Genomic DNA, 19,714 nt, shown 5'->3' with positions numbered 1-19,714 from the left:
GCTGTGAGGCGTTGAGCTAACCTGTACTAATTGCCCGTGAGGCTTAACCATACAACACCCAAGAGGTTTTGGGTTGGACTTAAAATAAGCCAGTTGATTGTGGTGAGAACGAACAGCTTTCTAGATTACCGAATTTGCTTGGCGACCATAGCGCTTTGGACCCACCTGATTCCATGCCGAACTCAGTAGTGAAACGAAGCAGCGCCGATGGTAGTGTGGGGTCTCCCCATGTGAGAGTAGGACATCGCCAGGCTTTGATTATAAATTGCGCCTATTGCTTGCGATTTTTGATAGCTGCGATGCTCATGTATTGGCATACACTGCGCGTCTCGATTCAAAATTCTCATCGCATCAAACAAGATAACCTAATTAAAGCAGCTTAGTGTAAGACTTTAATTAGAAGTGATTTAATTATCAAAGCAGATAAAAAGTAAGACTTTGATGAAGCGTTTTCGCTGATATAGCTCAGTTGGTAGAGCGCACCCTTGGTAAGGGTGAGGTCGGCAGTTCAAATCTGCCTATCAGCACCAGAATTTTCTTGGCGGCCATAGCGTAACGGCACCACCTGAACCCATGCCGAACTCAGAAGTGAAACGTTGCTGCGCCGATGGTAGTGTGGGGTCTCCCCATGTGAGAGTAGGTCACTGCCAAGAGTTATTTATAAGCCCTCCGCATTTGCGGGGGGCTTTTTTCGTTTTTGCCTCTCCTCATTGATCCTGTCTTTTCCTATGCTTAAACAACACTTGTGCAATGATTGATTATTGCTTGAGCTCGGTCAGTGGCTGCGTTATGTTATTAGATATCTGGACGTCTAAACATCCCTAGGAGGCAGTGATGCCGATTAAAATCCCGGATCAACTCCCCGCGACCAATATCCTGCGGCGCGAAAATATTTTCGTGATGACAGAAACCCGTGCGGTGAGTCAAAACATTCGCCCGCTGAAGGTGCTGCTACTTAACCTGATGCCGAAAAAAATCGAGACCGAAACGCAATTTATGCGTCTGCTTTCTAACAGTCCCTTGCAAGTGGATGTGGAGTTACTGCGGATAGATAATCGACCAAGCAAAAATACGCCAACCGAGCATCTTGATACCTTCTATCGTCAATTTGAGACTGTACGAACGCGCAACTTTGATGGTCTGATCGTGACGGGGGCACCGTTAGGACTGGTGCAGTTTGAGGACGTGATATATTGGGAGCACCTTCAAGATGTGATGAATTGGGCGCATAAGCACGTTACCTCAACCTTATATATTTGTTGGGCCGCGCAAGCAGGGTTAAAGTTGCTGTATGATTTACCCAAGAAAACCCGCAAAGAGAAGTTGTCAGGGGTTTACCGTCACCACATTAATGCTGAGTTATGCAAACACCCGCTATTACGCGGCTTTGATGATAGCTTCTTAGCGCCCCACTCACGCTATGCGGATTTTTCTCCGAGTTATCTGGCCGAACATACCGACCTCGATATTTTAGCCACGTCCAATGAAGCGGGTACCTATCTGGCGGCGACGAAAGATAAGCGCAATGTGTTTGTCACCGGTCATCCTGAGTATGATTCTCATACCCTGCATCATGAATACCATCGGGATTTAGAAGAAGGCATGGAGCCCGCGGTCCCCCTTAACTATTACCCAGATGACGATCCTTCGCAGCCACCGTATGTGAGTTGGCGCAGCCATGGGCATTTACTGTTTGCCAACTGGCTAAACTATTGTGTTTACCAGCAAACGCCCTTCGACTTGGATGCCTTTTCCGCGTCTAACTTTACCCTTGATGAATAAAAAAGCGCCCGCGGGCGCTTTTGGGTTAGGGACTCGGTTAGGTTTGATGTTTATCCATTTCGTCTTGTGCTGCGTTTGCTTTATCAACCATGCCTGTCATGGTTGAGCCTTGCACCAAAATGGAGAACACCACCACCGCATAGGTCATGATGAGGATCAGCTCGCGAACATCGATATTTTTTTCCGGCACCACCATGATGCCAGCGGGCACGGCCATTGCCATGGCCAACGCAAGCCCTCCGCGTAAGCCTCCCCAGCTTAATATACGTACTGCCCAAGGGTTATAGGTTCGAAAGCGCTTAAAGCCGAGGTAACACACTTTCACGCTGATAAACCGGGCGAGAAGCACAATAGGCACCACCGCCGCCATAATGATCCAGTCTTCTTTATGGAAACTGATTTGCAGCAAGCTAACCCCGATGAGGAGAAAGAGTAGGCTGTTAAGAAATTGATCGACCAGTTCCCAGAAGTGGTCGAGGTGATCTTCACTTTCTTTGGAAAAGCCAATAAAGCGGGTCCAGTTGCCAATCATAATCCCGGCAACCACCATTGCCAGCGGGCCAGAGACATGCAGCATATCGGCCAGGACATAGCCAGCGCTGGGGATAGCCAGCGTTAATAGCAATTCCATCGAGTGATCGTTGGTGGCACAAATCAAGCGATGGAAAAGATAGCCAAGCACCAGGCCATATAAAATCCCGCCAACGGCTTCTTGTAAAAACAAGGCAATGGTACCGCCCACCGTCGGGTTGTTGTCGCCAAAGGCCAGGGTAAAAAGAGTCACAAAGATCACGATACCCACGCCATCATTAAATAGCGACTCTCCCTCTATTTGTGTCGTTATCCGCATCGGTGCTTGCAGTTTTTTCACAATGGCGAGAACAGCAATGGGATCGGTCGGCGAGATCAGCGCGCCAAATAGCAGGCAGTAGAGATAATCGAAAGGAATACCGATCAGCTGAAACACGCCCCAGATACCGGTGCCGATTAAAAACACAGAGACCAATAGCCCGCCGATCACCAGGGTCGTGATCTCCCACTTTTGGTCGGAGAAAGAGGGAAGCTTGACACCAATTCCCCCCGCGAAGAGCAAAAAGCCGAGGACGCCTTTGAGCAAAAAGGTATCGAAGTGGATATCTGTCAGTATTTGCTCGGCCATGGTTTTGAGTGGAATGGCTTGGTATTGACCGGCGACCACTATCAACAAAGACAGTAGGAGCGAGCTGGCGGTGATGGCGATGGTGGTTTGTACTCGACTGATTTTACTATTAATAAAAGCGATAAAGATGGCTGCAGCAGCCATAAAGCTGAGGATTGCGTAAGTTGACATGCCGCTTCCTAGTACAACGAGGGAATGAAAAAATGTGTCAAAATATTAATAGAAATCGTTGTCAAAACGAACAGCTGAATTGAAATAGATCAAAATAAATTGTTATTTATAGACGTCTAGATTTCCATTTTCGCTGTGGTAGGATGAAATGACTGCAACGAGGAAGATGATAAGCGTAATAGTATGGACCGACTGACACAGCAACTGCGCGACCGTATTCTAGTGATCGATGGTGGCATGGGCACCATGATTCAGGGGTTAGGGCTCAATGAGGCCGATTATCGTGGCCAACGTTTTAAAGATTGGCACTGTGATGTGAAAGGCAACAATGATCTTTTGGTGCTGACTCAGCCTGATAAGATCGCTTCGCTACACAGTGATTACCTGGCCGCGGGCGCGGACATTATTGAAACTAACACCTTTAACGCCACCCAAATTGCGATGGCCGATTACGACATGCAGGCGCTGAGTGCGGAAATCAACGTAGCGGCAGCCCGGCTTGCGCGTGAGGTCGCTGATGCTTGGACGGCTAAAACGCCGGATAAACCCCGTTTTGTCGCGGGTGTGTTGGGGCCGACCAATCGAACGTGCTCAATCTCACCAGATGTGAATGACCCTGGGTTTCGCAATGTCAGCTTTGATCAGTTAGTCGACGTGTATGCCGAGTCCACCGAAGCGCTCATTGAGGGTGGGGTTGATATCATCATGTTGGAGACCATTTTTGATACCTTGAATGCCAAAGCCTGTGCGTTTGCGGTTGAAAAGGTCTTTGATGCCCGTGGGGTTCGCTTACCCATTATGATCTCCGGCACCATCACTGATGCGTCTGGACGCACCTTATCCGGACAAACGACCGCCGCCTTTTATCACTCGCTGCGCCATGTTGAGCCACTGTCGTTTGGCTTAAACTGCGCACTGGGGCCGGCTGAATTGCGCCAGTATGTCAAAGAGCTGAGCGACATTTGTGAGGGCTTTGTCTCCGTCCACCCCAATGCGGGGTTGCCCAACGCGTTTGGTGAGTATGACCTTTCTCCCGAAGAGATGGCGACACACATTGATGAGTGGGCGGCATCTGGCTTTATCAATTTGGTCGGTGGTTGTTGTGGCACCACGCCTGAGCATATTCAAGCGATTAGTGACGCGGTGAAAAAACATGCGCCACGCTCTCTGCCTGACCACCCTGTAGCCTGTCGCTTGTCTGGGCTCGAGCCCCTGACCATTAATGCCGATAGCTTGTTCGTTAACGTGGGTGAGCGCACCAATGTGACTGGCTCAGCACGCTTTAAACGCTTAATCGTTAAAGAGCAATACGACGAAGCGCTGGAAGTGGCATTGCAGCAAGTGGAAAACGGCGCCCAAATCATCGATATCAATATGGATGAAGGCATGTTGGATGCCGAAAAGGCCATGGTGCGATTCCTCAATTTATGCGCGGCCGAGCCGGATATTGCCCGCGTGCCTGTGATGATTGACTCCTCCAAATGGGAAGTGATTGAAGCTGGCCTCAAGTGCATTCAAGGGAAAGGCATCGTCAATTCTATTTCGCTCAAAGAAGGAGAAGAGGATTTTCTGCACCAAGCACGTTTAGTCCGTCGCTATGGCGCGGCGGTGATCGTGATGGCGTTTGACGAACAAGGTCAAGCCGATACCCAAGCGCGGAAAGTGGAAATCTGTACGCGCGCTTATCATCTTCTGGTCGAGCAAGTCGGCTTTCCGCCGGAAGATATTATCTTCGATCCCAACATTTTTGCGGTTGCCACCGGCATTGATGAGCACAATAACTACGCAGTCGATTTCATCAACGCCGTGGCCGACATTAAACAAACCCTGCCGCATGCCATGATCTCGGGCGGTGTCTCCAATGTGTCGTTTTCGTTTCGAGGTAACAACCCAGTCCGCGAGGCCATTCATGCGGTGTTTTTGTATCACTGCATCAAAAATGGCATGGATATGGGGATCGTCAACGCCGGTCAGTTAGCCATCTATGATGATTTAGCCGAGTCTTTGCGCTTGGCAGTAGAAGATGTGGTGCTCAACAAAGATGATGGCGCCACGGAGCGTTTATTGGAGATCGCCGACAGCTATCGCGATAGTGGGGAGAACGAGGTCGCGGAAACTGCGGAGTGGCGCAGTTGGCCGGTGGAAAAGCGGTTGGAACATGCACTGGTCAAAGGCATTACAGAGTTTATTGTTGAAGATACCGAGCTGGCTCGCGCCGCGGCAAGTAAACCTCTAGAAGTGATTGAAGGCCCGCTGATGGCAGGCATGAACGTGGTCGGGGACTTGTTTGGTGAAGGCAAGATGTTCCTGCCACAAGTGGTGAAGTCGGCACGGGTGATGAAGCAGGCGGTGGCTTACCTTGAGCCCTACATCAATGCTGAAAAGCAGCAAGGACAGACCAATGGCAAGATCTTGCTCGCCACGGTTAAAGGGGATGTGCATGACATTGGCAAAAACATTGTTGGCGTGGTGCTGCAATGTAATAACTTCGAGATTATTGATCTCGGCGTGATGGTGCCGACCGATAAGATCCTGTCGGTGGCGCGTGAGGAAAACGTCGATATTATTGGTTTATCAGGCCTGATTACCCCATCGTTAGATGAGATGGTGAACGTGGCGAAAGAGATGGAGCGCCAAGGGTTTGATATTCCTTTGCTTATTGGCGGCGCGACCACGTCCAAAGCCCATACCGCGGTGAAGATTGAACAGCATTACCATGCGCCCGTGGTCTATGTGCCCAACGCGTCACGTGCCGTGGGGGTGTGCTCATCGTTGCTGTCACAGACTCAGCGGCCGGATTTTGTGGCCCGTTTAACCAAAGACTATGCGGCGGTGCGTGAGCAACATCAACGCAAAACGCCTCGAACCGCTCCCGTCACCCTTGAGCAGGCGCGGGACAATAAGTGGCAAACGGACTGGGCAAACTATGCTCCTCCGCAGCCGTTGAAGCCGGGCGTGCATGTTTACGATGATGTCTCGATAGCGACCTTACGTCAGTATATCGACTGGACACCCTTCTTTATGACGTGGTCACTCAGTGGCAAATTCCCGGCGATTTTGGATCACGAACTAGTGGGTGAGGAAGCGCGCCGTTTGTATAAAGACGCCAATGCTTGGATCGATCGTTTCGAGGCAGAAGGCTTGGTCGCCGCGAAGGGAGTGTGTGGCCTTTTTCCTGCCAACAGCGTTGAGGATGATATTGAAGTCTATGATGATGGGTCTCGCCAAGCGACGCTCACCGTACTGAACCACTTGCGTCAGCAAACGAAAAAGCCACGTGGTGCCAACTATTGCTTGTCGGACTTTATTGCGCCAAAAAGCAGTGGCCAGCCGGATTGGATTGGTGCATTTGCGGTGACAGGTGGTATTGGCGAATATGCCTTGGCGGAAGAATACAAAGCGAAAGGGGATGATTATAACGCGATCATGATCCAGGCGGTCGCCGATAGACTCGCAGAAGCCTTTGCAGAGTACCTCCATCAGCAAATTCGGATTACCTTGTGGGGCTATGCGCCCGATGAGACGCTCGATAACGATGCGCTGATCCGCGAGCAATACCAAGGGATCCGGCCAGCGCCGGGTTATGCCGCCTGTCCTGAACACAGTGAGAAAGGCAAAATTTGGCAATTGCTGTCGGTAGAAGCACATACGGGGATGACACTTACCGAAAGCTATGCCATGTGGCCGGGGGCGTCGGTCTCAGGTTGGTATTTTTCCCACCCTGAGTCACGTTACTTTGCGGTGGCGAAGATCCAAAACGATCAGCGAGACAGCTACGCAGCACGCAAAGGGTGGAGCAGCGAAGAAGCGGAGAAATGGCTCGGGCCGAACTTAAACGGCTAACGAAAGAAGCCAGCACATTGGCTGTGCTGGCTTTTTTATTATTCAAATAAGTCCGCGTGTAACCGCTGCACCACCTGGGTGGCATCGTCATCTTCAACCACAACACATACATTGTGGTTGCTGGCACCGTAGCAAATCATGCGTAGTTTATGTTGTGCTAAGGCACTGAACACCGGTGCTGTCGCGCCAGCAGTATGATTCATATCATTGCCAATCAGCGCTACCACCGCCAGGTTCTCGCAGATCTCGACATGACATAACTGGGTCAGCTCGGCGATAGCCGCTTGTGGCAGCTGCGGCGCGTCGCCCTGAGTGTTGGTTTGATCAAGGGTTAAAGCGACACTGACCTCCGAGGTGGTGATCAAGTCCACCGAGATTTCAAATCGTGCCAAAACCTCAAATACTTTGGCCAAAAAACCATATGCATGGAACATGTTTAAGCTGGTTAGTGTCACCATGGTTTGGTTTCGTCGTAAGGCGACGGCACGAAACAGCGGTGCCGAGTGCGCGTGCTCGCGGATCCAGGTGCCGCCTTGCTCAGGCGCTCTCGCGGCCCCGACAAACACTGGTATATGTTGGCGTACTGCAGGCAGCAAGGTGGACGGGTGCAGGATTTTGGCACCAAACGTGGCCATTTCTGAGGCTTCGCTAAAACTAATCTCACTGATTGGGCGCGCTTGTTCGGCAATCCGCGGGTCGGTGGTATAAATCCCGGGCACATCGGTCCAAATGGCCAAACTCTCTGCGTCCACGGCTTCGGCGAACAGTGCTGCACTGTAGTCGCTACCACCACGGCCTAAGGTGGTGGTTTGTCCGTGGGCATCCGCGCCGATAAACCCTTGGGTGACCACTCGATGTGTGGCTAAATGCGGAAGCAATTGGTCGTGGCACTGTGTTCGCGTCTGTTGTGGGTCAGGCTGGGCACAGCCAAACTGGCTGTCGGTGCGCAGCAATTCACGCGCATCTACTCTCAAAGCGGTTATACCTCGGCTGTTGAGCAAATGGGTGAAAATATGGGTTGAGATCAGCTCGCCGCAGGCAACTAACGCATCCGTTAGCGCTGTGTCAGGAATGATGGCCGCTTTTTCGGCATACTCGGCAATGGCGAGATGCCAGTGCTCGACGGCTGCTTGCGTGTTTTGGCAATCAGGAAGTTGCTGCAATATTGCTTGGTGAGTGGCATTAATGGCGTCCAACTTGGCTTGGCGCACGTCAGGGTCGCTGATCCCTTTTGCGAGCGCGACTAAATGATTGGTCACTCCGGCGCACGCACTGATCACGATTAAACGGGTTTGCGGGTTTTGCTCGATAACCGCGGCGCTTTTCTGCATCGCCTCTAGCGTCCCGACACTGGTGCCGCCAAACTTAGCGACTGAAATTGATGGTAACGGGTTCACGTCCTTTTCCCCTTTTGAGCTCGTGCTCATTGATTCAATATATTCAAAAGTCAGTGGGGAACATCAGAAGTCACATCGTGACCGCGATAAATACCGCGACAAGGTAGGAAGAGCAAACGGCAGGCATTCTGCCAGAAGCGCTCCACCTGTCTGTCCATATGGATGACAAGTGACAGCCTGAAGGATTCAGCCTTCAAGGCCGGCAGCGTATCGACCCCGATTTTACGCCACCTCGGCATTGTCTCCCCTGGTTATCACGCTTAGGAGTGGGGCTCCGCCTGATAACTGCCTGAGAAATGCACCTCTTCTGCATGTTCAGTCATGGGTTGGTGACCGCATGAACAGTTTTAACATTACGGGTGTGGTCGCAGGGTGTCAACCGTGTTTTTGCTCTTGATGGGGGAGCACTGCCCAGCCCCCGCTTTCACCGAGGGAAAGGAGGCCATTGCGCCCTATCGGCACTGAAAAGAAACATAAATCGCCGCTAGCGATCACACAGTTCATGTGCCAGAGGCTAGGGGGATGGCGAAAAAATATGCTATAACGGTGAGCCTCGGTACCAACAACAAGGATTCGTGATGGCTCGTGCAATTTCCGATATTCAGTCTTTTCAACCCGTCGCTCGCACATTGATGGGGCCAGGGCCCTCTGACATTTACCCGTCGGTGCTGCAATCATTGAGCAAGCCGACATTGGGGCATCTTGACCCCTTATTCATTGGCATGATGGATGAGGTCAAGCAGCTACTGCAGTACGCTTTTCAAACCGACAATCCGTTTACCATTGCGGTCTCTGCCCCCGGGAGTGCGGGGATGGAAGCCTGTTTTGTCAATTTGGTGGAGCCTGGCGACACAGTGATCGTCTGTCGCAATGGCGTGTTTGGCGACCGGATGCGAGAAAACGTGGAGCGTTGTGGCGCACATGCGGTCATGGTTGATGATGCCTGGGGCGCTCCGGTTAATCCTGAAAAGGTTGAAGCGGCCTTGAAGGCGCACCCGGAGGCTAGCATAGTCGCATTTGTCCACGCGGAGACGTCCACAGGCGCTTGCTCTGATGCACAGGCCCTTGCCACCTTGGCACGTGAACACGGCTGCCTCACTATTGTCGATGCGGTGACCTCACTCGGTGGCGTGCCGTTGAAGGTGGACGAGTGGCAATTAGATGCAGTCTATTCAGGCAGTCAAAAATGTTTGTCGTGTGTACCGGGCTTGTCGCCAGTGACATTCTCGCCCCGTGCAGTAGAAAAAATGCAGGCGCGGACTCACAAGGTGCAAAGCTGGTTTCTCGATCAAAGTTTGGTGCTGGGGTATTGGAGCGGCGACGGCAAACGTAGCTACCACCACACGGCACCCGTGAATAGTTTATATGCCCTACATGAAGCCCTGCTCAAACTGTATCACGAAGGGATTGAGAACGCGTGGCAACGCCACGATACCATGCATCAGCGTTTGAAAGCGGGATTGGACAATTTAGGGATTGGCTTTGTGGTCGATGAACCTTATCGTTTGCCCCAGCTTAACGCCGTTTATATTCCTGAGGGCGTGGATGATGCCGCCGTGCGCCAGCATTTACTTCACACCTATAACTTGGAAATTGGCGCTGGCCTCGGTGATTTGGCGGGTAAAGCCTGGCGAATCGGCTTAATGGGCTACGGCGCAAGGGATGAGAACATTGCCCTGTGCCTTAAAGCCCTTGAAGAGGCATTGCGCTAGGGCGTTGAATGATCCGGTAGGGTATGGCGGATTGTCCATACCTTCGCCGCGTTTGGATACAAGTAACGCGCTTCTTGCTGGATATCGCGAGCTCGCTGACGGTCACCGATTTGTAGGGCCACTTGATAGGCATGCTGATAGCCAGCAAAGCGTGGTCGTTGTGCGACTTGGCGCAATAATTGGTTAAGATGTTGCTGGCGCTCAGTGTCAGACAGAGTTGCTAAATTAGCCTGAAAGTGACGGCTTTGTTGTGCGTGGGCGAGCTTTTGCTGCCACCATGGATGTTGCTGGTATAAGGCAAAGCGTTGCGAGCTGAGTAAAGAGTCGCGCAAATAACGATTGGCCAAATATACGGATGACAGGCACACGAGTGTCGTGATGACGAGGGCAGTGATCACGGTGCGACTGGCTACACGTTGGCTGTAACCATGAGTGAGTACCGGGTAGCGGCGATATTTGCTGGTGAGGTTATCAAGCCAGTATAGCCAAAGGAGTAACAATACCCCATTGAACCACTGGGTGCCGCTTACCGGATAGATCATCAGTCCAGTGAGCGGAGGTAGCACTAAAGCAATTAAGATCCGCCGTGTCCCTGAGGGAGCACGAAGGATCCTGACGCCGAGCGCCATGATCACCAACACATAGCCCAATCCAATCAATAAGCCTCCTTCCAACAGCCAAAACAGCAGTGCACTCGGCAGGTTCACTGGACCAAGGTGGCCGGGTTGTGAAGCAGAAAGCAACAGCAAGGCCTGCTTACCATTCCCCATGCCCACGCCGAAAAAGGGCGTGGTCTGCCATTGTTGCCACGCTAAACCCAACGCACGTCGCTCGCCGTCGCTTAGCCATTGCCAACTATCTTGACCACTGAGGGCAAATATCGCCAGGATCGCGCCGAGACAGACTGCCACAAGCCAAGCTTTGTGCTGGCGCCTGGAGGCAAAGCGACTCAAATAGGCTTGCTGTAACACGATGGCACACAAGGCAAAGAGCAGCAGCAGGGGCTGGCCTTGCATCGCTAACACTGGAATAAAAACCAAAGGGGTGACGGCCAATAAGCTTTGGCTGATGGGATGGCGGTAGCGGCCACTCGGCTCTCTGGCGAGAATATACGCCGCTAAGGTGAGACCTGTAAGTAGCAGTGTATGCGTGACCGCAGGGGGCAAGTGAGGCACCCAGTTGTTAAACATAAAAGGCGCCATGCCCGGTGGTGATTGATTGCCCAACACCGACAGTACCGCTAGCCAAGAGGCGAGTAAAAATACCCCGAGTAGCTTTTGCCGCTGCGAATGGTTAAAAACAAACTGTTGAAGGCTGGAGAAGAAACCGAGGCTAAGTATCAAGGCGGCCATGGCATAGCCGCTATTGAGTGCCTCAGCGTGTGGGTAGTAATAAGGAATAATCGCCAGGCCCGTTGCCAAACCAAGCATCCAGGTCAGTCGGCTTGCCCGCCAAGTATGCTGACGCACGACTTCTAAGCAGGCAAACCCCAAGGTGAACGCGAGCGTTAACAAGGAAAGCGCCGCTGCAGGGTGGCGTATGCCAACCAGCGGGAGAGACACCGAGTACAGTGGTAAGCAGATCAACCACAAGGCCGCTAACGTTAGTAGAAATGGGGTTGTTAGCGGCTTTCGTATCACGCGACTCTGCGGCAGCGCTGAGGTCATTATCGCTCCAACATAGGTTTGAGGAAGTGGGCTGTGTGGCTACCCAGCACATCCACGATCGCTTCCGGTGTACCTTGCGCGATGATTTCACCGCCGCCATTACCGCCCTCTGGCCCTAAGTCGATGATCCAGTCCGCGGTCTTTATCACATCCAGATTATGCTCAATCACCACGATAGTGTTGCCCTGTTCGCGCAAGCGGTGCAGGACATTAAGCAGTTGCTGAATATCATGGAAATGAAGTCCTGTGGTTGGTTCATCGAGGATGTAAAGCGTTTTACCCGTGTCACGCTTAGACAGCTCTCGTGCTAACTTGACCCGCTGTGCTTCACCCCCCGATAAGGTGGTGGCCGCTTGGCCAAGGCGAATATAGCTCAGGCCGACATCCATCAATGTTTGCAGTTTACGCTTGATAGCGGGCACGGCGTCGAAAAACTCACGCGCGTCCTCGACGGTCATCTCAAGGACTTCATCGATGGTTTTGCCTTTATAGCGTACTTCCAATGTTTCCCGGTTATAACGTTTACCTTTACACACATCACAAGGTACATACACATCGGGCAAGAAATGCATTTCCACTTTGATCACGCCATCACCTTGGCACGCTTCGCAGCGACCGCCGCGCACGTTAAAGCTAAAACGGCCCACTTTATATCCGCGTGCCCGTGCCTCTTGGGTACCGGCAAACAGCTCACGGATCGGGGTAAAGATCCCCGTATAAGTGGCTGGGTTTGAGCGTGGGGTACGGCCAATGGGGCTTTGATCAATATCGATCACCTTGTCGAAATGTCCCAACCCATCAATCGACTCGTAAGGCGCGGGTTCGGCGGTGGTCGCGCCGTTTAATTGCTGGTGGGCCACTTTAAAAAAGGTGTCATTGATAAGCGTTGACTTGCCTGAGCCTGACACCCCCGTCACGCAAGTAAGGAGTCCTACAGGTAGGTGGAGATCAACGTTTTTCAGGTTGTTGCCCGTCGCCCCTTTCAGCGTTAACATTTTGTTTGGGTCGCGCTCAATACGCTTTGCGGGGACCTCGATCGCTTGCTTTCCACTTAGATACTGACCTGTCAGTGACGACGCACTGGCGAGTATGTCCTCTAAACTGCCTTCGGCAACAATTTGACCACCATGTGCCCCGGCCCCCGGGCCAATATCAATGATGTAGTCGGCCGCGCGAATGGCATCTTCATCATGCTCGACCACCATGACAGTGTTCCCCAGATCGCGCAGATGCTCCAAGGTATCGAGCAAGCGGGCATTGTCACGCTGGTGCAGACCAATAGAGGGCTCATCCAGTACGTACATGACCCCCACCAAGCCCGCGCCAATTTGGCTGGCCAGTCGAATACGCTGTGCTTCACCGCCAGAGAGGGTATCGGCACTGCGCGATAAATTCAGGTAGTTAAGCCCCACATTGACTAAAAACCGTAGCCGGTCATGGATCTCTTTCATCACTTTTTCGGCAATCTTAGCGCGTTGCCCGGTCAAGGTCAGTTGTTCAAAGAAGTCCAGCGCCTGTTGAATGCTCAGCTCACAAATCTCGGGTAGATTGTGGCCGTCGATAAACACGTGACGAGCTTCTTGGCGTAAGCGTGAGCCACCGCAGCTGGCACAAGGTTTGGTGGCGATATATTTGGCAAGCTCATCGCGCACAGCATTCGATTCGGTGTCGCGATAGCGACGCTCCATGTTATTGAGGATCCCCTCAAAGGGATGCTTACGTACGCGAATATCGCCCCGATCGTTGACGTATTTGAACTCGATCTCTTTCGGGCCGGAACCGTACAAGAGAATGTCCTGAACGGTGCCCGACAGATCCTGCCACGGCGTTTCCAAATCAAAGCCATAATGCTCAGACAGCGAGCGTAGCATTTGGAAGTAATAAAAGTTACGCCGATCCCAGCCGCGGATCGCCCCACCCGCGAGGCTGACGGCTGGATTTTGGAGAACGCGCTTAGGATCAAAATACTGTTGCACCCCCAAGCCGTCGCAGGTACCACAGGCACCAGCTGGGTTATTAAAGGAGAACAGGCGCGGCTCAAGCTCTTGCATGCTGTAACCGCAGTGTGGGCAGGCAAAGTTGGCGGAAAAAATGATCTCTTCCCCTTCACCGTCCATCCAACTGATCACCGCGCTGCCGCCTGTTAGCTCGAGCGCGGTCTCAAAAGATTCCGCCAAGCGTTGTTGTTGATCGTCACGGACTTTAAAGCGATCGACCACCACCTCAATGGTATGCTTTTTCTGCAGCTCGAGTGTCGGCGGATCGGATAGATCGCACACTTCGCCATTGATTCGGGCACGGATAAACCCTTGCGCAGCGAGGTTTTCAAGGGTCTTAACATGCTCCCCTTTACGGTTTTTAATGATCGGCGCGAGCAGCATCAGCTTGCTTCCTTCCGGCAGCGCAAGCACTTTATCGACCATCTGACTAACGGTCTGAGCCGCTAAGGTCACATCATGAGTGGGACAGCGTGGCTCGCCCACTCGCGCATACAGTAAGCGTAAGTAGTCATACACTTCAGTGATGGTGCCGACCGTTGAGCGCGGGTTATGCGAGGTGGACTTTTGCTCTATCGAGATCGCAGGTGACAGCCCCTCGATATGGTCAACATCGGGTTTTTCCATTAAGGAGAGAAACTGGCGCGCATACGCTGACAAGGATTCAACGTAACGGCGCTGGCCTTCGGCGTATAGGGTGTCGAAGGCCAGCGATGATTTTCCCGAGCCAGATAGGCCGGTGATCACAATCAGTTTATCACGAGGGATGGTGAGGTTGATGTTTTTGAGGTTGTGCGTGCGCGCGCCTCTGACGTCGATATTGTCCATTATTATCCTACTACTCAGTCAGCTCACTGGTTGGTCGCCTAGTATGGCACAGACATGACCATGACCAAATAAAAAGGCTGTATATTTACACAGCCTTTACTCGAAGGGGAAAAACGCGCGATCCGACGCGGTTAACGTTATCGACGGTTTTTGACCGTCGCTTCGTCTTTGTTGCTTCCGCCAAGGTAGTGGTGCTTGTAGCAGTGATTGGTGGCTTCAATAAAGCCTTCTACGCTGCCACAGTCAAAGCGCTCGCCTTTAAATTTATACGCCAGTACACACCCTGACTGTGCTTGTTTGAGCAGCGCATCGGTGATCTGGACTTCGCCGTTTTTACCTGGCGGGGTCGTTTCTAACAGGTCAAAGATATCTGGCGTTAAAATATAGCGGCCAATAATAGCAAGATTGCTTGGCGCATCGCCGGGATCGGGTTTTTCCACCATGTTGTCTACGCGGAAAAGGTCATCTTTGATCTCTTGACCGGCAATGACACCATATTTATGGGTCTCATCTTCCGGGACTTCTTCCACCGCGACAATCGAGCAACGGAACTGGTTATATAGGGCGACCATTTGCTTGAGAACGCCATTGTCAGGATGGATGCAAAGATCATCGGCGAGCACGACAGCAAACGCTTCGTCGCCGACCAGATCGCGACCGGTTAAAATCGCATGTCCGAGTCCACGCATTTCGTGTTGGCGAATGTAAGTGAATGACGCTTTCTCTATGGTATTGCGAATGTCATCGAGTAACACTTCTTTGTTGGTGCCACTGATTTGATGCTCAAGCTCATAGTTTTTATCAAAATGATCCATGATGGCATGCTTGCCACGACCGGTGACAATACACATGCCGTTGATACCCGCTTCCAAGGCTTCATCCACGCCGTATTCAATCAAAGGCTTGTTGACCACTGGCATCATTTCTTTCGGCATTGACTTGGTTGCCGGTAAAAAGCGGGTGCCATAGCCAGCCGCTGGGAACAGACATTTTTTTATCATCTCAGATCCTTTCGTTTTTGTTGGGTGGCGAGCGGTTTATGACGCGGTCGACACCCCTAAGCGGGTTGTTAGCAAGCGGCTGCTAACAATGTTATCTGGGTCAATAGTTTGCTGGGTTCAGTGCGGCTAAGCAAGTACTGCGCGCCAACGCGGCCAGATAGCGTGACCGTCCCCGCGTTGCTTAGTCCGCATGGGTGGAAAAATACGCCATAAATGCATCGGTAAAGGTCGATAAGGACGCCGGTGGGAGGGCATTAATTCCCGCCGCCGCGGCGCGGCCACCGCCTGTCGTGAATTGCTCGGCCAACTGCGCCGCCCCAGTAGGCCGATTTAACGGGGCACGAATACTGACCATCCATTCTCCTCCTGGCATCGGCGTGAGCACGGCATGGGCTCTATCAGGATGGCGGTTGGCTAATTGGTTGCCAAACATGCCACTTATTCGGCGTGCCCAAGCGGCATCGGGAAGCTGATACACCTGTGCTTTTTCATTGCCTAGCGCCGGGGTTAGGGTTTGCGCATGCGCCCGGTCACTTTGATACGCGTCAGCCAGCGCCATCACGATGTCCGGATAAGCGCGCATAAAAGCATCGGGGGTCGAAAAGCCACACAGGTGACGATATAACACCGCGGGGGGCATAATGAGGTCATCCAAGCTCGCGCCATAGCTGTTGTAGTTGAGATAGTGGCCGAGCTGTGCCAGCCGCGCGCGCGTTTGCTCGTCAATACCCGACTGTCGAGCAAGGGCATTTGCAGTGCGATCCAGATTATCGCCATACGCGCCAACTAACGCCCATTCTCGATACTGCCCACCGAGAAGTTTATCGATAATAAGCGCGGTACAGGTGTTAGCACTGGTATGAATATGTGCGTCTAACAAAGGCGAATCTGGGATGGGACCACTTTGATGGTGATCGGCATAGAACACGTGCGTGCCAGCCGCGAGTAATCTCGCGAGTGCGCCTTGGTTCTTCGCCATAGAAATGTCGAGTACTGTGACCTGCTCGGGGCCTGTGGGCACTTGCTTTAACAGAGCAATATCGCGTTTAACCCCAGTAATTAACGTGGTGACTTGTGGGTGCGCTAAGCGCCATTGCACCAGCGCGGTAAGCCCATCGGCATCCCCGTTAAAGACATCAAATCCCATCCTGTGATTCCTTTTTAACTGAGTAACGTGACATCCTACCTTGATGGGTGAGCTTGACCCAACTAGCGGTGATCGTCGTCGGTGCCAGGATAGGCCTCAAGCCCCGTCGAGCCAATTAGGGACAAGTTGTTTTTCGCCCAAAACACGGCTTGTACTCGGTTTTTAACATTGATTTTCTTAAACACGTTATAAAGGTGCGACTTAACGGTATGCTCACTGACGTCCAATGCACGGGCAATGTCTTGGTTAGAGGCGCCCGTGACAAGGTGGCGCAGGATTTGTTGCTCGCGGTTGGTCAGGACAATGGCCTGCTCATCGATCGCTTGTTGGTGGTGCTGCTGATAATAGTGAATTAACGCGGCCATTTTGTGACGGGGGAGCCAGTACTCGCCAGAGAACATTTTTTCGATGCCATAACATAGGTGGCGGATCTCATCTTCTTTTTTAAAGACCCCTTTGATAAATGGCCAGCTGGCGAGTTCTTTGGCACTTAAGTCATGTGCATTGAGCAGCGCAAAGACATGTTGGTCGGCAAAGGGGATCAGCGATTGTTTTAGCTGCTCGGTGGCAATGTCATCAAAGGCGTTTAAGTCTACCAACACCAAACCGGGTCGTGCGGTGAGCTTGTCAGTGATCGCATCGGGCGTCACGAGCTCAACCTCGCTATGAATTGCTTTTTCTAAGCATGTCATCAGTGCAGACACAGACATGCTGGGCTGAGAAATAAGAAGCAGTGTGTAACTATCTGAGGTGGTTTCGGCCTGGTTCATAAGCATCCTACTGATGATGACTCAACATGCGTATCCGTGTGACGTCAGTGGGGTGATCACCGACGTCAAGGCTGGGCAAGCTTTCCATCAGTCTAAACCATTTTTATCTTTAAGGTATACGCTGCGAGTGATAACCCATTGTGCTGACGCTTTAACTGCAGAATATGGAAACAGATCGCGTGGAAAAGCTTCGAACCTCTGGGGTGCTCGTGCTAGACTTCCTCCTTATTTATCCAGTTTGCGAAATCGTTTCGCGCGCAACCAAGAACAGTGGGAGTCACCTATGGCCAGCCGTGGCATAAACAAAGTCATCTTGATTGGTAATTTGGGCAACGATCCGGAAATCCGTTACCTCCCCAACGGCGGTGCGGTGGCGAACCTCAGCCTCGCGACCTCAGAGTCATGGCGTGATAAAAACACCGGTGAGATGCGTGAGAAAACAGAGTGGCACCGTGTTGTGCTGTTCGGTAAAACGGCCGAAGTCGCGGGTGAGTATCTGCGCAAAGGCTCTCAGGTGTATATCGAAGGTCAACTGCAGACACGCAAGTGGCAAGACCAAAACGGGCAAGACCGTTATACCACGGAAGTCGCGGTACAACCGTTTAGTGGCAGCATGCAAATGCTGGGTGGCCGTGGTGGTCAGAGCCAAGGTCAGCCCATGCAGCAGTCACCGCAGCAGCAAGGTGGATGGGGACAGCCTCAGCAGCCTCAGCAGCCTCAACAACCACAGCAAAACTTTAACCAACAGCCACCGCAGCAGCAGTCGGCACCACAGCCACAGTCGCAACCTCAGCAGCAATACAACGATCTGCCTGATTTTGACGACGATATTCCGTTCTAAAACGGACTGCGTTAAGTGGCGAGTCAACGCCAACGTGGTTGAAACGAAAAAGCCCCTGTTGGGGCTTTTTGCTTTTTGGCGTGGTCGGTGACTGAACGGGCTGGGTTAGGCGACACCAGGGCCCGCTTTTAAAAAGTGCGGCAATTGCGCCGGCGTTGGGCATTTTAACTGGCCCATTACTTGGGTCATTTGTTGGGTGAGCATATCTATCGCGTGTTCCCCCCCATGATGGCCCAACGCGCCACAGGCATAGACAAAAGTGCGGCCCAGCAGGGTGAAGTCGGCGCCCATGGCCATCGCTTGGGCTACATTCCCGCCGCTTTGTACGCCACTGTCCATCAGCAGTTTAATCTTGTCACCATATAAGCGCTTGATGGTTTGAATGGTATCCAGTGGCGACTCGCCAACATCTAACTGACGTCCCCCATGGTTGGATAAGACCACTGCGTCGGCACCGAGCGCAACCGCTTGTTTGACATCGTCTGGGTTGACCAAGCCTTTTAATACCAAGGGGCCGTCCCAGTTATCGCGGATCACCTTGAGGCTGTCGAAGTCGACGGCGCCCATCACCGTATTGTTCATAAAGTTCGCCAGTTCGCTGGTGGGCATGTTTTTTGGCATGTAAGGCTTGAGGGTTTGCATCTCAGGCACGCCAGCCAGTAACGTCTGCCAGCTCCATGCCGGACACTGCATCATTTGCACGATATTGCGTAGGTTCATTTTCGGCGGCATCGCCAAGCCATTTTTTATATCGCGCGGGCGATAACCGAAGGTCGGCACATCCACAGTGACGACCAGCACTTTATACCCTGCACCTTTAATGCGGCCCATGAGATCTTTACGGATCTTGGCATCCGTTGGGTTATAGAGTTGATACCACGCCGTTCCCTCAGAGATCTCGGCGATGGTCTCAAGACTCGCTGAGGATACGGTGCTGAGCACATAAGGAAGCTTTGCTTGATAGGCCGCTTTTGCCAAAATTTCCGGCGCCTTGGGCCACATTAACCCTTGAAGTCCGACGGGGGCGACGCCAAAAGGCGCGGCATAGCGTTGGCCAAATAGCTCGACGGATAAGTCGATCTCTGGGGTAGGCGCAAGCAAGTCAGACTGCAGTTTTACGTGTTCAAACGCCCCGGCATTGTGCGCCACGCCAATTTCATCGTGACAACCGCCGCAAAGATAATCAAAGGCGAAGGCTGGGATACGCCGTTTTGCTGCACGTTTAAGCGAGGGGGTATCAGGGTACTTAGGATTATAATAGGCCATGAATATTGCACGTTGTTGAGGTGAGTGTCTTGTCTCACCCTAGCGCAGTGATTGTTATCGATATATAGATAAAAGATAAAATACTTTTTCCAAAATCGGCTAAGCCCCGATGATAGTTGGCGTTACCTCTTGC

12 protein-coding genes, 1 tRNA gene, 2 rRNA genes and 1 riboswitch are annotated in these 19,714 nt (G+C 52.2%); of the genes, 7 read left to right on the top strand and 8 right to left on the bottom strand.

Annotated features, from left to right (window positions below; all coding sequences use genetic code 11):
* Positions 1 to 137 precede the first annotated feature (137 nt).
* From rrf (EHW56_RS14270) to metA, 4 genes are all read left to right on the top strand, one after another.
* A 5S ribosomal RNA gene (gene rrf, locus EHW56_RS14270) occupies positions 138 to 253 on the top strand.
* A 201-nt stretch (positions 254 to 454) separates the two neighbouring features.
* Positions 455 to 530: transfer RNA gene (locus EHW56_RS14265), tRNA-Thr, on the top strand.
* Positions 531 to 537: 7 nt separating this feature from the next.
* Positions 538 to 653: ribosomal RNA gene (gene rrf / locus EHW56_RS14260) — 5S ribosomal RNA — on the top strand.
* 181 nt (positions 654 to 834) lie between these two features.
* Entirely contained in the window at positions 835 to 1,782 is a 948-nt protein-coding gene (gene metA / locus EHW56_RS14255) for a homoserine O-succinyltransferase (RefSeq protein ID WP_046073872.1), read from the top strand.
* 37 nt (positions 1,783 to 1,819) lie between these two features.
* On the opposite strand, the gene EHW56_RS14250 is transcribed toward metA, so the two are convergent.
* Complete coding sequence (locus tag EHW56_RS14250; protein WP_152796965.1) at positions 1,820 to 3,112, bottom strand: sodium:proton antiporter; 1,293 nt, start codon at positions 3,110 to 3,112, stop codon at positions 1,820 to 1,822.
* A gap of 183 nt (positions 3,113 to 3,295) precedes the next feature.
* Between EHW56_RS14250 and metH the strand changes: the two genes are divergently transcribed.
* The gene (gene metH / locus EHW56_RS14245; RefSeq protein WP_152800038.1) at positions 3,296 to 6,955 is read left to right on the top strand and encodes a methionine synthase; all 3,660 of its coding nucleotides are present in this window, start codon (positions 3,296 to 3,298) and stop codon (positions 6,953 to 6,955) included.
* A 38-nt stretch (positions 6,956 to 6,993) separates the two neighbouring features.
* Here the strand turns inward: metH and lysC are convergent, their stop codons facing one another.
* The gene (gene lysC / locus EHW56_RS14240; RefSeq protein ID WP_152796961.1) at positions 6,994 to 8,382 is read right to left on the bottom strand and encodes a lysine-sensitive aspartokinase 3; all 1,389 of its coding nucleotides are present in this window, start codon (positions 8,380 to 8,382) and stop codon (positions 6,994 to 6,996) included.
* 97 nt (positions 8,383 to 8,479) lie between these two features.
* Positions 8,480 to 8,667: riboswitch (Lysine riboswitch) on the bottom strand.
* Between the two features lie 263 nt (positions 8,668 to 8,930).
* Between lysC and EHW56_RS14235 the strand changes: the two genes are divergently transcribed.
* Complete coding sequence (locus EHW56_RS14235; protein WP_077606026.1) at positions 8,931 to 10,064, top strand: alanine--glyoxylate aminotransferase family protein; 1,134 nt, start codon at positions 8,931 to 8,933, stop codon at positions 10,062 to 10,064.
* Here EHW56_RS14235 and EHW56_RS14230 read toward each other — a convergent pair.
* From EHW56_RS14230 to EHW56_RS14210, 5 genes are all read right to left on the bottom strand, one after another.
* Entirely contained in the window at positions 10,061 to 11,731 is a 1,671-nt protein-coding gene (locus tag EHW56_RS14230) for a Wzy polymerase domain-containing protein (protein WP_077578644.1), read from the bottom strand. The genes EHW56_RS14235 and EHW56_RS14230 overlap by 4 nt on opposite strands.
* On the bottom strand, positions 11,731 to 14,556 hold the full coding sequence (gene uvrA / locus EHW56_RS14225; protein WP_152796959.1) for an excinuclease ABC subunit UvrA: 2,826 nt from the start codon (positions 14,554 to 14,556) through the stop codon (positions 11,731 to 11,733). The genes EHW56_RS14230 and uvrA overlap by 1 nt, the downstream gene beginning before the upstream one ends.
* A 137-nt stretch (positions 14,557 to 14,693) precedes the next feature.
* Complete coding sequence (gene galU, locus EHW56_RS14220; RefSeq protein ID WP_077578646.1) at positions 14,694 to 15,557, bottom strand: UTP--glucose-1-phosphate uridylyltransferase GalU; 864 nt, start codon at positions 15,555 to 15,557, stop codon at positions 14,694 to 14,696.
* A 181-nt stretch (positions 15,558 to 15,738) separates the two neighbouring features.
* Positions 15,739 to 16,704: a DHH family phosphoesterase gene (locus EHW56_RS14215; protein ID WP_152800036.1), complete on the bottom strand. Its 966-nt coding sequence runs from the start codon at positions 16,702 to 16,704 to the stop codon at positions 15,739 to 15,741.
* A gap of 62 nt (positions 16,705 to 16,766) precedes the next feature.
* Positions 16,767 to 17,474 (bottom strand): LuxR C-terminal-related transcriptional regulator, encoded by a 708-nt coding sequence (locus tag EHW56_RS14210; RefSeq protein WP_077606031.1) that lies wholly within the window; start codon positions 17,472 to 17,474, stop codon positions 16,767 to 16,769.
* 283 nt (positions 17,475 to 17,757) lie between these two features.
* Here EHW56_RS14210 and EHW56_RS14205 point away from each other — a divergent pair, with 283 nt between their 5' ends.
* Positions 17,758 to 18,315: a single-stranded DNA-binding protein gene (locus EHW56_RS14205; RefSeq protein ID WP_152796955.1), complete on the top strand. Its 558-nt coding sequence runs from the start codon at positions 17,758 to 17,760 to the stop codon at positions 18,313 to 18,315.
* Positions 18,316 to 18,420: 105 nt separating this feature from the next.
* On the opposite strand, the gene EHW56_RS14200 is transcribed toward EHW56_RS14205, so the two are convergent.
* Entirely contained in the window at positions 18,421 to 19,581 is a 1,161-nt protein-coding gene (locus tag EHW56_RS14200) for an alpha-hydroxy acid oxidase (protein WP_152796953.1), read from the bottom strand.
* Positions 19,582 to 19,714: the final 133 nt, after the last annotated feature.

The organism is Salinivibrio sp. VGrn1, from assembly GCF_009377995.1.
GTDB lineage: Bacteria > Pseudomonadota > Gammaproteobacteria > Enterobacterales > Vibrionaceae > Salinivibrio > Salinivibrio siamensis.
Note: the sequence above shows the minus strand (reverse complement) of the source record. Positions and strands in the feature narration are given on the sequence as shown.